This window comes from Sphingomonas sp. M1-B02 (genome assembly GCF_026167525.1).
In the GTDB taxonomy this organism is placed as follows: Bacteria; Pseudomonadota; Alphaproteobacteria; order Sphingomonadales; family Sphingomonadaceae; genus Sphingomonas.
In genome coordinates this window covers 231,805-245,301 of sequence record NZ_CP110679.1, presented here as the reverse complement: position 1 = coordinate 245,301, position 13,497 = coordinate 231,805, and the positions used below count along the sequence as shown (strand labels likewise).

Sequence of the window (13,497 nt, the reverse complement as noted above, 5' to 3'; positions counted from 1 at the left end):
CTCTTTCCCGACTTAGAAGCCGTAGCGGAGACCGACCAGCGCCTGCGCAGAGGCACTGGTATCGCCGTCTCTCTCGAAACCGAAAAGCCCGAGCGACGCGATTGCGCCAAGCTGCCCGAAGCTATGCGTGTAAGCCGTGTTCGCCCCCCAGCCGAGGACGCCTTCGGCGCCGGCCAGGTCCGTATCGGTATAGCTGGCGAACAGGCTGCTGCTCACCGAGCCGTTGCGCCCGACTTCGCCCGAGGCGAAGAGCTGGGCATAGACCGCTTCATCGGTCACGCCGTTGATCGACACGGTGCCGGTCGAACGCGGCGCGATGAAGTCGCGGCGCGAATAGCCGCCGCCCACACCGATCCGGGTGCCGCGCGTGTTGAGCACGGCGACGCCGGTGATCCCGCGCGATCGGAATGCCGAGGTCGCCGACGATGCGAAGACCTGGTTGAGGCACCCGCCCGCCGCCGCGCCGGTCGTCCCATAGATGCAGCCGCTATATTGATTGCCGAACGGATCGTTCGAGGTCTGGAAGCTGGTGGGCAGCGACGAGAGCGAATTGCCGACCTGCTGGCCGAAGGTCTCGACGCTGTCATAGACGCCGATCTGGACTCCGCTACCTTTGCCGATCTCGTAGCTTGCGGAGCCGGTATAGCTCATCGAGCCATAGCGGCGGCCGACGCGCGCCTCGAGGAAGGTGCGGCTGCTCGGACGCCAGATGACGCCCGCATCCCAGAACAGCCCGTCGAAATCATAGGCTATCCGCCGCGGCGACGACGGGTCGGTCACGAAGCGTCCGCGATTGTCCACCACGGGCGCACCCGCGGGGGTCAGCAGCGCATCGCGCTGGCTGATCTCGATATTCTCATAGCCGACGCCGCCCGCCACCGCGACTCCGCGCGAGACGGGCACGACCACGTCGCCGCGCAGGAACTTGCCTTCGAAGCGCTGGTCGAGCTGCCCCGCATCCTCGCGCGTGAACGAACCGCTGGCAGTCACGCCTACCGGCAGGATCGTACCCGATTTGGCGCCGATGCTGGCGGTGGCGACATGGACCTTCGAATCGTCATAATAATCGAGCCGCGGCTGGCCGGGCGCCACGCCGGTCGCGAAGGGCGCTTCCACCTTGGTGTAGCCGAAACGATAGGCGGCATTGGCGAAGAGCGGGCCGATATTGGTCGAAAGGTTCGGGCCGATGAAGGCCGAATAGATCTGGCTGCTGTTGCGGACATTGCCCTGGTCGGTGACGAGCGCGTCGCCGCGGATGTCCGAGCGCGTTCGCGTCGCGATCGCCCCCGCCTCGATGCTGAGGGCAGGCGTCACGCGCGCACGCACCCGCGCCAGGCCGCTATGTGTCTGGTCGTTGGCGAGCTGCTTGTCGTAGGCGAAGCGCCGTTCGTAATTGTAGCTCACCTGCACCTCGACACGGCGCGTCTGTGCGGTCACATCGACGCCCGCGCCGATCGTCGAATAGGTCAGCAGGTCGGCGCCGTTGGTCAGGTCGGAAGTCAGCACCTGGCTGGCCTCGATATAGGGCGCAACCTGCAGGCGCTGGGCGCTTGCCGGCTGAACCGCGCAGACAAGCCCTGCGCCGGCGATCAGCAACAGCCGGGTCACTTGCCCGCCTCCCCATAATAAGTGCCGAAGCGGCGTCCGCCCGGCTGGAACGAGACGGCGTTGAGGACGAGCTGGATATGCTCGCAGCCGTCGAGCGTGCTCACCGCCTCGCGCAGGTCGCTCTCGCTCGTCTGGTCGGCGCGCACCACGAGCATCGCCTGCCCGACATGCAGCGCCAGCACCGATGCCGGCGAGGCGGCGAGCGCGGGCGGCGAATCGAAGATCACGATGCGGCGCGGATTGGCCTGCGCCAGCCCGTCGATCACGGCGCGCGCACGATCGCTTGCCAGCAATTCGGTGTCGTTGTTGGTCTTGGTGCCCGCCGAAAGCACCGAGAGCTGCGGCACGTCGGTATCGACGATGCAGTCCTCGACATTGGCGACCGATCCGGACAGCGCATCGAGCAGCCCGGGCCCCTGCGGCAATCCCAGCCGCTCGAGAATGTCGGGCTTGGCGAAATCGGCGTCGACGAGCAGGATTTCGACATCCTTCTCGGCCGCCATCGAAAGCGCCAGGTTGATCGCGCAGAAGGTCTTGCCCTCATCGGCCTGCGCCGAGCAGACCAGGATCATCCGCGCCTTGTCGGCAGCCTGGACGGTCTCCTTGGCGGCGACGGCGCGCGCGGTGAGCAGCAGCTGGCGCTTCACCATGCGGAATTCCTCCGCCAGCGCGGTGATCGCGCTTCCAGGCACGATCATCCCCGCATCGACCAGCAACTGGCGATCGATCCGCGCGGAGCGACGGCCTGCCGCGCGGCGCAGCGTCGGCTCTGCCGGCTTGGCCGCCGGCACGTCGGGGACGGGCACCACGGGTGCGGCGACCTCGGTTTCGATCGTCGGAACGGGCTCCGGCGGCGCGAATTGCAGCGCCGCCGCCCGCTCGAGCAGGCTGCCCTGATATCGGCGCGGACTCTGGTCGTTCATCGCGTCATGCCCCCATTCCGCGCTGGATGAATTCGACGCTGACCAGCCCCACATAGGCGATCGCCAGCGCGGCGAGTCCCCCGGCAAAGAGCGTCAGTTTCTTGCGGCGCAGCTCGGCCTGCGCCGCGGACACCACTTCGCCGATCGATCCGATCACCGGCATGCCGCTGGCCTTTTCGAGCCGCGAGGCGGTCGAGAAGGTGGCGGTCAGCTTGTCGAGCGCGAACGCCGCAGCCGCACCGGCGCCCAGCCCCAGGATCAGCACCGCGGTGAGCAACAGCGGCCGATTTGGCGCAGTCGGAGCGTTGGGCAGCGTCGGCGGATCGACGATGTTGAACTTCTCCGCGTCGGTCTCGGTCTGCGCCTGGCTACGCAGGCGGATCTGCTCGCGCTGGGCGAGCAGCTTGTCATATTGGTCCTTCAGCACCGCATATTCGCGGTCGATCTGGCCTTGCTCGGCGGCAACGCCGGGCTCGCTGGTCATCTTGGCCTGCAGCGTCGCCAGGTCGCCTTCGATCTGGCTCTTGCGCTGCACCAGTGCCGCGACCTGCGCGCCGCGATCGGCCTGCAGTGAACGCAGGCTCAGATAGAGCGGGTTGGATGAAGCGCCGACCCCGCCGCCCGTCACCGGCTCGTTGCGCGCGGCGGCCTGCGCTGCGCCGAGCTGGCTCTTGAGCGCCACCATGTCGGGATGATTGTCGGTCCAGCCGCGCGAGCGCGCCTCGGCCATCTGCCCCTGGATCGCCGCGAGTCGCGCCCGAGCCGGGCCGGCGACCGCGCCGCCCCCTGCGCCCGCGACATTGGCCGGGGTGCCGGACATCTGCGCGTTCACCGCGTTGAGGCTGCTTTGCGCCGCCGCCAGGTCGGCCTGGACCTGCGAGAGCTGGGTGCGTGCCGCGCCGATCCGGTCGTTGAGCGAGCCGGTGCCCGGCAGCGAGCCGAGATAGCGGTTGGTGAAGTCGGACTTCTTGACCTCGGCTTCCTGCAGCGCCTTCTGGCGCAGGTCGAGCTGCTGGTCGAGGAAGCGGAGCGACTGTCCGCTCTGGTCGCGGTTGTCGGCCAGGTTCTGCTCGACGAAGATGTCGATGAGCTTCTGCGCGATCTGCCGCGCCAGCTTGCCGCTTGGCGCCGTGACCGTGATTTCGAACAGATTGTCCTGCTGCGCGGTCAGCTTGATCGCCTTCTGCAGCCCGGCCACTCGATCGGCGATGTCGCGATCGTTGGAGACGGTGCGCGCCAGGTCGGTGCCGCGCACGACCTTGTCGAGATTGACTGCCGAGGTAAGCGTCTGGCGAACCCGGTCGATATCCTTCTGCTGCTCTAGCGCCGACACCCCGTTTTCGCTGGGGAGGATCTGGCGCAGCTGCACGAAGATCCGCGCCCGCGATTCATAGCGGTTCGGCATTTGCGACACGACAAGCCAGCCCACCAGGCAGAGGCCCCAGGCCACTGCCAGCGCAAGCCAGCGGCGCATCCAGACCGCATGGAGCGCGGCGCGCGCTTCGTCGAAAAGACTTCCCATCCTGCCGGGCCCCTCAGAACATGCTCTCGGGGATGATGATCACGTCGCCCGGTTCGAGTTTGACGTTCGCGGAAATGTCACCGTTCTTGAGCAGGTCGCCCAGCCGAATCCGATATTCGCGCTGCTTGCCGGTCGCCCGGTCCTGCCTTACGAGACGCGCGCGGTTGCCCGACGCCATCTCGGAAAGCCCGCCGACCGAGATCATCGCGTCGAGCACGGTCATGTTGGCGCGATAGGGGATCGACGCCGGCTTCTCGGTCGCGCCGACGATGCGGACCTGCTGGCTATAGGTGCCGGAGAAATTCTCGACGATCACCGATACGATCGGGTCCTTGATATATTCGCCCAGCGCGAACTTCATGTCGTCCGCGAGCATCGCCGGGGTCTTGCCCACCGCGGGCATGTCGCTGATCAGCGGAGTCGTGATGCGGCCGTCGGGGCGCACCTGGACCTTCGACGAAAGCTCGGGGTTGCGCCACACGAAGATGTTGAGCTGGTCGAGCGGGCCGATGATATATTCGTCGCTCGGCGCCTCGCGCGTGCCGACGAAGCTGGCAGGCGGCAGTTCCGGACGACTTCCGCCACCCGCGCACCCCGACAATAGCGCAGAGGCTGTCCCCACGCCGATGAAAACCTTGCCGAATCCCATGAAACGCATCTTCGAGCTCCCTCCGACCCGGGTACGCGCACCCGACGTCTCGGCTGCTTCCCGCTGGATCGGGGTCAGCTATGCGAGGGAGAGGTAAAGATAGCGTTAGTCGTGCAGGTGCGGGACCAGCGTCTCGCGCACCGGCGGATGCCCCAGGAAGGCCGAGGGGCTCGCGGTCGCGCCATAGGCCCCCGATGCGAAGATCGCGATGACGTCACCCGGCTCGGCCCGCGGCAGCGCCACCCGGTCAGCCAGCCGGTCGAGCGGGGTGCAGAGCGGCCCGACGATCGTCACCACTTCCTCGGGCGCATCTTGCATCCGGTGCGCCACCGCGACGGGATAATTGCGGCGCACGACCGTCCCGAAATTGCCCGTGGCCGCCAGATGGTGGTTGAGCCCCCCCTCCACCACCAGGAAGGTCTCGCCCTGGCTCTCCTTCCGGTCGACGACCCGCGCCAGATAGACCCCCGCCTCGCCCACCAGCCAGCGCCCCAGCTCGATCGCGAAGCCGGGCCCCGGAAACCGCGCCAGCGTCTCCCCCAGCGCCGCGCCGATCGCCTCGATGTCGAGCGGCAGGTCGCCCGGAAAATAGGGGATGCCGAACCCCCCGCCCAGATTGACCAGCGGCGGCGCTTGTCCCGCTTCCTGCGTCAGCCGCAGCGCCAGCGCCACCGTCGCCGCCTGGGTTTCGATCACCGCCTGCGTATCGAGCGACTGCGATCCGGCGAAGATATGGAACCCTCGCCATTCGGCCCCCGCTTCGAGCAGCATGCGAACCAGCGCCGGAACCCGCGCCGCGTCCACCCCGAAGGGCGACGCGCGCCCTCCCATCTTCATCCCCGAACCGCGCAGTTCATGATCGGGATTCACCCGCACCGCCAGCCGGGGCCGCACGCCCAGCCGATCGCCAAGCGCGAGCGCCCGCACCGCTTCGCCTTCAGATTCGAGGTTGATCGTCGCCCCTGCGGAGATCGCCGCCTCGAGCTCGAAATCGCGCTTCCCCGGACCCGCAAAGCTGATCGCGCCCGCCGCCATGACGTCAGCCGCGCGGACCAGCTCTCCCGCTGAGGCCACATCCAGCCCGTCCACCAGCGGCGCGATCGCCCGGAGTAGCGGCGCAAAGGGATTGGCCTTGATCGCATAATGCACCGCCACCCCCGCCGGCAGCGCCGCACGCAGCCGCGCGATCCGGGCGGCGACGATGCCGAAATCATAGACATAAGCGGGGGTAGCCTGATCGAGCCACGGCAGCGCGGCGAGATCGCGAAACTCGGGCGGGATCGGACCGAAGGGCTTTGAGGTCATCACTCCCCCTCCTCCCCTTCGTCATCCCCGCGCAGGCGGGGATCCAGTGTCACGAAGGGCGTGGCTCCGCCATGCTGGATCCCCGCCTCCGCGGGGATGGCGGGAAAGGAAAAATCCGCCTTCAAAGCAGCTCGATCCAGCTTACCGTTCGCATTCCGTGGCAACGCCTCGCGCCAGACATAGTGCGCCGGCTGCATGAAACTCGGCAAGTCCCGCCGCAGTCGCGCCCGCAACGCATCCTCCAGGCTGCCGTCGCCCCGCGCGACAAGCAGGATCGCCTGCCCCAGCCGCTCGTCCTTCACGCCGAACGCCGCCGCTTCGGAAACCTCGCCCCCACGCAACACCGCTTCCTCGACTTCGGTGGGGCTGATCCGGTTGCCGGCGCTCTTGATCATCTCGTCGTCCCGCCCGACGAACCGCAGCAGCCCGTCCGCGCCCTCCACCACCGTATCGCCCGACCAGACCGCCATGCCACCGCTTGTGGCGAATATAGGCGCCGGACGGAAGCGCTGCGCGGTCCGCTCGGCATCGCGCCAATAGCCCTGTGCCACCAGCGGCCCGGCATGCACCAGTTCCCCCGGCTGTCCGACAGGCGCTCGCGTCCCGTCCGGCGCGACCACCATCACCTCGGCAAAAGGGATCGCCCGCCCCATCGAATCGGGATTGGCGTCGACCAGCTCGGGGGCCAGATAGGTCGATCGAAACGCCTCGGTCAGCCCGTACATCGGATAGAGGTCGGCCCGCGGAAACCGCTCCCGCAGCCCGCGCACCAGCCGCGGGGTCAACGCCCCGCCCGAATTGGTCAGCCGCCGCAGCCTTGCCGCCGTCTCCGCGGCCCACTCGGCCTCCAGCAACTGCACCCACAAGGGCGGCACCCCGGCCAGGGTCGTCGCGCCAAAGCGCTCGACTGCTTTCACCACATCGCGCGCCGTCAGATAGTCGAGCGGGATAAGCCGCGCCCCCGCCGCCCAAGTCGAGAATAGCTGGTTCTGCCCATAATCGAAGCTGAGCGGCAGCACCCCGAGCACCCGATCTTCAGACTCGATCTCAAGATAATGCGCCACACTGATGGCCCCGAGCCATAAATTGGCATGGCTTAGCATCACCCCCTTGGGTCGCCCGGTCGATCCAGAAGTGTAGAGGATCGCCGCCAGCGCGTCGGGGTCGGCGCTCGAAGGCGGCACCACGCCCACCGGGACAATGTCCTCCTCGGTGACCACCCGGCATCCCGCGGGCACATCGCCGGGTTCCAGCGAATCGATCCGGCTCGCCTGCGTCACCAGCAGCGTCGCGCCGCTGTCCGCCAGGATATGCGCCACCTGCGCCCGCTTGAGCACCGGATTGATCGGCACATGCACCAGGCCCCCGCGCGGCGCCGCCAGCGGCAGGATGCAGGCGGTGCGCGTCTTGGGCAGCCAGCTCGCCACCCGTTCGCCCGGCGCGATCCCCTGTCCGGCCAGCCAGTGCGCGAGACCGCCCACGGCCGCCTCGAGCCCCGAATAGCTGAGCATTCCGGCGCGATCCTCGAGCGCCACGGCGCCCGGCGCCCCGCGCAGCGGCAGCCTGTCGATCGGGCATGGCGTCGGATCGAGTTCGATCATCCGCCTACCCTTACCCTTGGCAGCGCACCCGCCAACCCTTAGGGCAGCGAAAAATGCGCCTCAGGGGAATGTTCAGTGCAGCGCGATGGGTTGGTCGAAGTAGAAAATGCGGTGCGCGGTGTCCTGCGCGACGTACTGGGGCTCAGCGAAGCGCGTGCCCATGCCTTCACCGAAGCGACGCCGCTGTTCGGCGCGCTCCCCGAACTCGATTCGCTCGCGGTCGCCGGGGTTCTCACCGAGCTGGAAGACCGGCTCGGCGTCGTCATCGAGGATGACGAGGTCGACGGCGAGATGCTCGAGACCTTCGGCGCACTCACGCGCTTCGCCGCGGACAAAGCCCTTGGCTGATCGGGCGCTCAGGTGATCGATCACTATGATTGGGCCGGTGGGCGCGAAGCGATGCTCCGCTTCGGTCCCGCAGACGGCCCGGTCATAGTCGCGGCGCTCCCGCTGTTCGAGGAAGCGAACCGCACGCGGACCTTTGTGGTAGCGCTGCTGCGCGCGCTGGCCGAGCGCGGCATCGCTGGCGCGCTGCCCGATCTGCCCGGGCAAGGCGAGAGCTGCTTAGCGACCGAGAAGGTCTCGCTGATGGATATCCGTGACGGCTTCGAAGCGGCCTGCGCGCGCATCGCCCGGCCGGTCTATGCGTTAGGCATCCGAAGCGGCGCCCTGCTCGACACGCTCGCCCCGGCCGAGGGCCGCTGGCACTTCGCCTCGCAGTCCGGGCCCGAACTGTTGCGCGAACTCAAGCGAATGGCCCCTGCCGCCGCCTCGCTCGACGATTGCTGGTGGGCGGCGGCGGACGTCACCGAGATTGCCGGCAATCGGATTTCGATCGCGATTCTCAGCGCGCTGGAAGGGGTCACGCCCTTCGGCCCGGAAGACGAACTGCCGCTGCGGGTGGTACGGCACGAAAGCGATCCGAAGCCCGCCGACCTCAAAGTCCCCGGATCCCCCCTCTGGCGCCGCGCCGAGCCCGACAACGACCCCGCACTCGCCGCGCTCCTCGCCGACGACATCGCCGCCTGGGTCCGCGCATGCGAAGGCTGATCGCCTTCCCCTGCGCGGGCGAAACCCTCGTCGGCTCGCTCGACGAAGCCCCCGGCACGACCGGCCTGCTCATCGTCTCGGGCGGCAACGAAGTCCGCATGGGCGCACACCGCGGCATGGCAATGCTTGCCGCGCGCCTCGCCGAGGCGGGCCACCCGGTCTTCCGCTTCGATCGCCGCGGCATCGGAGACTCCACCGGCGAAAATCAAGGCTTCGAAAGCAGCGCCGAGGATATCGCCGCCGCCGCCGCCGCCTTCCGCGAAGCAGGCGTCGAGCGGATCGTCGCGTTCGGAAACTGCGACGCCGCCACCGCGCTGGCCTTCTTCCACCGCCTGGCCGGCATCGACGCGCTGATCCTCGCCAATCCCTGGGTGATCGAGGCAAGCGACGACCTCCCCCCCGCCGCCGCGATCCGCGCCCGCTATGCCGAACGGATGCGCGATCCGAAGGAATGGCTCAGGCTCGCGCGCGGCGGCGTCAGTATCATCAAGCTATTCAAAGGTTTAGCGAAATCATCGCAGAGAAAATCTGAGGCACGCGATGGTCTGGCCCCCCGCCTCGCAACGGCTCTGGCCGCAACGAATGTGCCCATCACCCTGTTGCTCGCTCAGGGAGACAATACCGCCCTGGCCTTCGCCGACGCCCTCAAGGGCCGGGCCTTCGATCCAGTCCGCCCCCGCCTCAAGCTGGAGCAACTCGACAGCGCCAGCCACAGCTTCGCCTCAGTGTCCGACAAGGATTGGCTGTTCGAGCGAATCCTAGCGGCTCTCGCTTAATCCCTCTCCCCTTGTGGGAGAGGGAGGGAGCCGATGAAATCGGCGGAAGGGTGAGGGGGAGTGCGTCTCACCGGACGTCCCCTCATCCTTCCCGCTGCTTCGCAGCGGGCGCCTTCCTTCTCCCACAAGGGGAGAAGGAGAAAGTCACTCCGCCGCCTGGTGCACCACCGTCTCGAAGTCCGCCTCGGCCAGGAACTTCTCGGCATCGAGCGCCGCCATGCAGCCGGTTCCCGCCGCGGTCACCGCCTGGCGATAGACCTTGTCCATCACGTCCCCGCACGCGAAGACGCCCGGCACGCTGGTCCGGGTGCTCCCCGTCTCGACCGAAATATAGCCATCCTCATCCAGCGCGATATGCCCGCGGAACAGCTTGGTGGCCGGATGATGCCCGATCGCCACGAAACCGCCGTCGACCTCCACCTGCGAGATCTCGCCGGTCACCATGTCCTTCAGCTCGATCGCGACCAGCCCCTCGGGGCTGCCGCCGCCGATGAAGCGCTCGACCTTCTTGTTCCACAGAACGCTGATCTTCTCGTTCGCGAACAGCCGCTCCTGCAGGATCTTCTCGGCGCGCAGCGTGTCGCGGCGGTGGATCAGCGTGACGTCATGGCTATGGTTGGTGAGGTAAAGCGCTTCTTCCACCGCGGTGTTGCCGCCGCCGATCACCGCCACCTTCTTGCCGCGGAAGAAGAAGCCGTCGCAGGTCGCGCAGGCGCTGACGCCCTTGCCCTTCATCAGCTCTTCCGAATCCAGCCCCAGCCAGCGCGCCTGCGCGCCGGTGGCGATCACCAACACGTCGCCGACATAGACGGTGCCGCTGTCGCCGACGAGGCGGAAGGGCCGCTGGGTCACGTCGATCTCGGTGATCGTGTCCCACATCATCTGCGCGCCGACATGCTCGGCCTGCGCCTGCATCTCCTGCATCAGCCACGGTCCCTGCACCACGTCGCGGAAGCCCGGATAATTCTCGACATCGGTGGTGGTGGTCAGCTGCCCGCCGGGCTGGATGCCCTGGACGACGATCGGCGCCATCCCCGCACGCGCGCCATAAATGGCGGCGGACAGGCCGGCCGGGCCCGAGCCGAGGATGAGCATGCGCGTGGAATGGGTGGCGGTCATGATGTGCTTTCCGGAATCGATTGTCGGCTGCTTCTAGGGGGAGGTCCTCCCCCTAGGCAACATGGGTGCGCGAACGGGCAAGACAATGCTGTTTGCGACCCGCTCGGCTGTGCATCGCTGAACCAAGCTCCGGGCAAATACCTAAGCGATCGAACACCTATTCCCAAAGCTCCGCAGCATAGACGTCCCCCGCTCGCCACGGCGCGAACCGGACGTGCTGCTCGAGAACCATTGCAAAGAATCGGGGATACAGATGGCTACGACGATTTCGGCGGCGGCTAGTGGTTACGAAGGTAACCCCGGTTCGAATGGATCTGCGACCTTCAGGATAACGCGGACGGACAGCACCATCCTGCAGACTTTCATGTACGGCTTGTTGGGCGGAGGGAGCGTCACCGCATCGGACTTTGCGACACAGCCTTACGCTCCCGATCCCACTTATGGCGGATACGCTATGGTCGGCTTCTTCCGCGTCGAGATCCCGATCGGCAGCCTTTTCGTGGACGTCGTCGTGCCGCTCCAGGGCGATACAAATGTCGAGAATGACGAGATTGTCACTGTAGAGATATACGATCGAACCAGTGGTATAGGCGACTACTGGCAGATGCCGTTGACGATATTGAATGACGATGTCGCCACCACATTGTCGATCGGCAACGTCTCGGTCGCCGAGGGCAATCCGGGCACGACGCTCATTGGGTTCACCGTCACGCGAAGCGATACGAGCGGTTCACCCACCGCGACCTACACGATTGTCGATGGGACCGGCTCGAATGCCGCCGACGGCAATGACTTTGCCTTCACCAGCCAATATCCGCGAACCGGCACCGTGACGTTCGCCACCGGATCGACGACGGCTGTCATATATCTTCCGGTCACGGGCGACTTCGCGGTCGAGGCCAACGAAACCTTCACCGTGACGCTTTCGAATCCCGCCGGCGCTACGATCGCCACGGGTGCCGGCACCGCGACGGTGACGATCGTCAACGACGATGCCGGCGGCACGCTGACGATAGGCGACGTGACCGTCACCGAAGGCGATGCTGGAACCAGCCTCGCCACCTTCACGCTCAGCCGCAGCGGCGGTGATGCACCGCTCGAGGTGACCTACCGCACCGCCGATGGCGATATACCGGGCAAGAATGCTCTGGCCGGCACCGATTACGTTGCAACCTTTGGCCAGGTCAGCTTTGCCGCCGGCCAGACCAGCGCGGGCTTCTCCGTGGCGCTCCTCGGCGACACGCTACGCGAAGGCGACGAGCAGTTCCGCGTGCTGATCAACGACGCGACCTACACCGCCATGCTGCCGCGCAGCTTTGCGGTCGCCACGATCGTCGACAATGACAGCATTCCCGGCGCGCAATATGGCAGCGCGGGCAACGACATATTGATCGCCGACCAACCAGACGCCACGCTCGCGGGCGGTGCAGGCGACGACACCTATCTGGTCCACAACCAGCGCTCAGTGGTGATCGAGGTGGGCGGCGAAGGCGTCGACATCGTCTATAGCGACGCCAGCTACAATCTCGGCGGCAACGCGATCGAGGCGCTGTCGACCCTCCTCCACCTCGACACCACGGCAATCAACCTCACCGGCAACTATCTCAGTCAGCAGATCATCGGCAATTATGGCGACAACCTGCTCAACGGCGGATCCGGCGTCGACACGCTGATCGGGCTCTATGGCAACGATCTCTATGCGGTGGGCGACAGCCGCATCGTCATCGTCGAGAGCGACGGCCAGGGCAGCGACACCGTGGTCGCCAGCGTCGATTATGCGCTGGGCGTCGGCGTCTCGGTCGAAGTGCTGGCGGCGCAGGATCGTGGCGCGACCGGCGGACTGGCGCTCAGCGGCAACGGCTTTGCGCAGGTGATCGCGGGCACGGCGGGCGCCGACACGATCAACGGCGGCGGCGGCAGCGATGTGCTGCTGGGCGGCGCGGGCAACGACCGGTTCGACTTCACGACGGCGCTGGGCGCCGGCAACGTCGACGGCATCGCGGATTTCGCGGCCGGCGATCGGATCCGACTCGCAAGCGACATTTTCTCGGTCGGTAGGAGCCTGGCGGCAGGCGCGTTCGTTCCAGGCACCGCCGCGCTCGATGCGGACGATCGCATCGTCTATGACGGCACCAGCGGCCGAATCTTCTACGACGCCGACGGCAGCGGCGCCGGCGCGGCAATGCTGTTCGCTTTGGTAGCGCCGGGAAGCGCGCTCAACGCCGCCACCTTCGAGGTGATCGCTCCGACCCCGACTATCGGCTGAACCGCAAGGATATGGGATAGCGGGGCTGATCCCCGTCGCACGAGGAAGGATTGGTAGCGGAGGAGGGACTTGAACCCCCGACCCCAGGATTATGATTCCCGTGCTCTAACCAACTGAGCTACTCCGCCCTACCAAGGCGGCCCCTTCGGGCGAGCGGGCGACATAGGTCCCGCTTCCCGAGCGGTCAAGCGAACATATGCCGGGAATTGGAGTCCCAGGGGCCACCTCGATACCACCAGCTCGCCAGCCCGGCGATCTCGACCTCGCGTGGCTCGAAGTCGCGCGACAGTGCCGCCAGCACGGTCTTCGCGAGCACCGGCGTAACCTTGTTCTGCACGGTAACGTGCGGCCGCCAGCGTCCAGAGTCCTGCGCGCTCAGCAGCCCGGCGAACGCCTCTGCCAGCTCGGCACGAATTGCCTCGAGCTCTGGGGAGTCGATCCGATACGCCACCCCGCGCCCCAGCGACATCAGGCCGGTGACCCGAACCCGTGGCGCCCGCACGCCCCGCGTCGCCGCCGACAATCGCCGCTTGAGCTCGTCCGCCGCCGAGGGCGGAAGCTGGTGGAACAGCGTAAGATGCGCATCGATCACGTTGCGCTCGGGCGGATAATGCTCGCGGCGCAGCGCATTGAACCAGGCATGATCCTGCCTCCCGAACAGCGCCGTCACGATCAGCG

General features: G+C 67.1%; 12 protein-coding genes and 1 tRNA gene. 4 read left to right on the top strand and 9 right to left on the bottom strand.

Annotated elements, in window-relative coordinates; genetic code table 11:
- Positions 1-12 precede the first annotated feature (12 nt).
- From OKW87_RS01225 to OKW87_RS01200, 6 genes are all read right to left on the bottom strand, one after another.
- Positions 13-1,608 (bottom strand): hypothetical protein, encoded by a 1,596-nt coding sequence (locus tag OKW87_RS01225; protein WP_265541608.1) that lies wholly within the window; start codon positions 1,606-1,608, stop codon positions 13-15.
- On the bottom strand, positions 1,605-2,531 hold the full coding sequence (locus OKW87_RS01220; protein WP_265541606.1) for an AAA family ATPase: 927 nt from the start codon (positions 2,529-2,531) through the stop codon (positions 1,605-1,607). Before OKW87_RS01220 ends, OKW87_RS01225 begins: the two co-directional genes overlap by 4 nt.
- A gap of 4 nt (positions 2,532-2,535) precedes the next feature.
- Positions 2,536-4,053, bottom strand: coding sequence for an XrtA system polysaccharide chain length determinant (locus OKW87_RS01215; protein ID WP_265541605.1), 1,518 nt, complete (start codon positions 4,051-4,053; stop codon positions 2,536-2,538).
- Between the two features lie 13 nt (positions 4,054-4,066).
- On the bottom strand, positions 4,067-4,711 hold the full coding sequence (locus OKW87_RS01210; RefSeq protein ID WP_265541604.1) for an XrtA/PEP-CTERM system exopolysaccharide export protein: 645 nt from the start codon (positions 4,709-4,711) through the stop codon (positions 4,067-4,069).
- Positions 4,712-4,807: 96 nt separating this feature from the next.
- A complete protein-coding gene (locus OKW87_RS01205; RefSeq protein WP_265541603.1) occupies positions 4,808-6,007 on the bottom strand; it encodes a pyridoxal-dependent decarboxylase, exosortase A system-associated in 1,200 nt (399 codons plus the stop codon).
- Positions 6,007-7,608, bottom strand: coding sequence for an acyl-CoA ligase (AMP-forming), exosortase A system-associated (locus OKW87_RS01200; protein ID WP_265541601.1), 1,602 nt, complete (start codon positions 7,606-7,608; stop codon positions 6,007-6,009). Before OKW87_RS01200 ends, OKW87_RS01205 begins: the two co-directional genes overlap by 1 nt.
- A 75-nt stretch (positions 7,609-7,683) precedes the next feature.
- On the opposite strand from OKW87_RS01200, the gene OKW87_RS01195 reads away from it, so the two are divergent.
- From OKW87_RS01195 to OKW87_RS01185, 3 genes are read left to right on the top strand one after another with little or no spacing between them, the layout of a single operon-like run.
- The gene (locus OKW87_RS01195) at positions 7,684-7,956 is read left to right on the top strand and encodes an acyl carrier protein (RefSeq protein WP_265541599.1); all 273 of its coding nucleotides are present in this window, start codon (positions 7,684-7,686) and stop codon (positions 7,954-7,956) included.
- Positions 7,957-7,968: 12 nt separating this feature from the next.
- A complete protein-coding gene (locus OKW87_RS01190) occupies positions 7,969-8,658 on the top strand; it encodes a hypothetical protein (protein WP_265541597.1) in 690 nt (229 codons plus the stop codon).
- A complete protein-coding gene (locus OKW87_RS01185) occupies positions 8,646-9,434 on the top strand; it encodes a hydrolase 1, exosortase A system-associated (protein ID WP_265541595.1) in 789 nt (262 codons plus the stop codon). The genes OKW87_RS01190 and OKW87_RS01185 overlap by 13 nt, the downstream gene beginning before the upstream one ends.
- A gap of 144 nt (positions 9,435-9,578) precedes the next feature.
- Here the strand turns inward: OKW87_RS01185 and trxB are convergent, their stop codons facing one another.
- Positions 9,579-10,553, bottom strand: a complete 975-nt coding sequence (gene trxB / locus OKW87_RS01180) for a thioredoxin-disulfide reductase (protein ID WP_265541593.1) — start codon at positions 10,551-10,553, stop codon at positions 9,579-9,581.
- A 364-nt stretch (positions 10,554-10,917) separates the two neighbouring features.
- On the opposite strand from trxB, the gene OKW87_RS01175 reads away from it, so the two are divergent.
- Positions 10,918-12,819: a Calx-beta domain-containing protein gene (locus tag OKW87_RS01175; RefSeq protein WP_265541591.1), complete on the top strand. Its 1,902-nt coding sequence runs from the start codon at positions 10,918-10,920 to the stop codon at positions 12,817-12,819.
- Positions 12,820-12,870: 51 nt separating this feature from the next.
- On the opposite strand, the gene OKW87_RS01170 is transcribed toward OKW87_RS01175, so the two are convergent.
- A tRNA-Met gene (locus OKW87_RS01170) sits at positions 12,871-12,947 on the bottom strand.
- Positions 12,948-13,003: 56 nt separating this feature from the next.
- Entirely contained in the window at positions 13,004-13,489 is a 486-nt protein-coding gene (locus tag OKW87_RS01165) for a 2'-5' RNA ligase family protein (protein ID WP_265541589.1), read from the bottom strand.
- Between the last annotated feature and the right edge of the window lie 8 nt (positions 13,490-13,497).

Excerpts from the sequence above, each read along its gene's own strand:
- OKW87_RS01220 (WP_265541606.1), bottom strand. The coding sequence starts at position 2,531 with ATGAACGACCAGAGTCCGCGCCGATATCAGGGCAGCCTGCTCGAGCGG.
- OKW87_RS01205 (WP_265541603.1), bottom strand. The coding sequence starts at position 6,007 with ATGACCTCAAAGCCCTTCGGTCCGATCCCGCCCGAGTTTCGCGATCTC.
- OKW87_RS01185 (WP_265541595.1), top strand. The coding sequence starts at position 8,646 with ATGCGAAGGCTGATCGCCTTCCCCTGCGCGGGCGAAACCCTCGTCGGC.
- OKW87_RS01210 (WP_265541604.1), bottom strand. The coding sequence starts at position 4,711 with ATGCGTTTCATGGGATTCGGCAAGGTTTTCATCGGCGTGGGGACAGCC.
- OKW87_RS01200 (WP_265541601.1), bottom strand. The coding sequence starts at position 7,608 with ATGATCGAACTCGATCCGACGCCATGCCCGATCGACAGGCTGCCGCTG.
- OKW87_RS01175 (WP_265541591.1), top strand. The coding sequence starts at position 10,918 with ATGTACGGCTTGTTGGGCGGAGGGAGCGTCACCGCATCGGACTTTGCG.
- OKW87_RS01215 (WP_265541605.1), bottom strand. The coding sequence starts at position 4,053 with ATGGGAAGTCTTTTCGACGAAGCGCGCGCCGCGCTCCATGCGGTCTGG.
- trxB (WP_265541593.1), bottom strand. The coding sequence starts at position 10,553 with ATGACCGCCACCCATTCCACGCGCATGCTCATCCTCGGCTCGGGCCCG.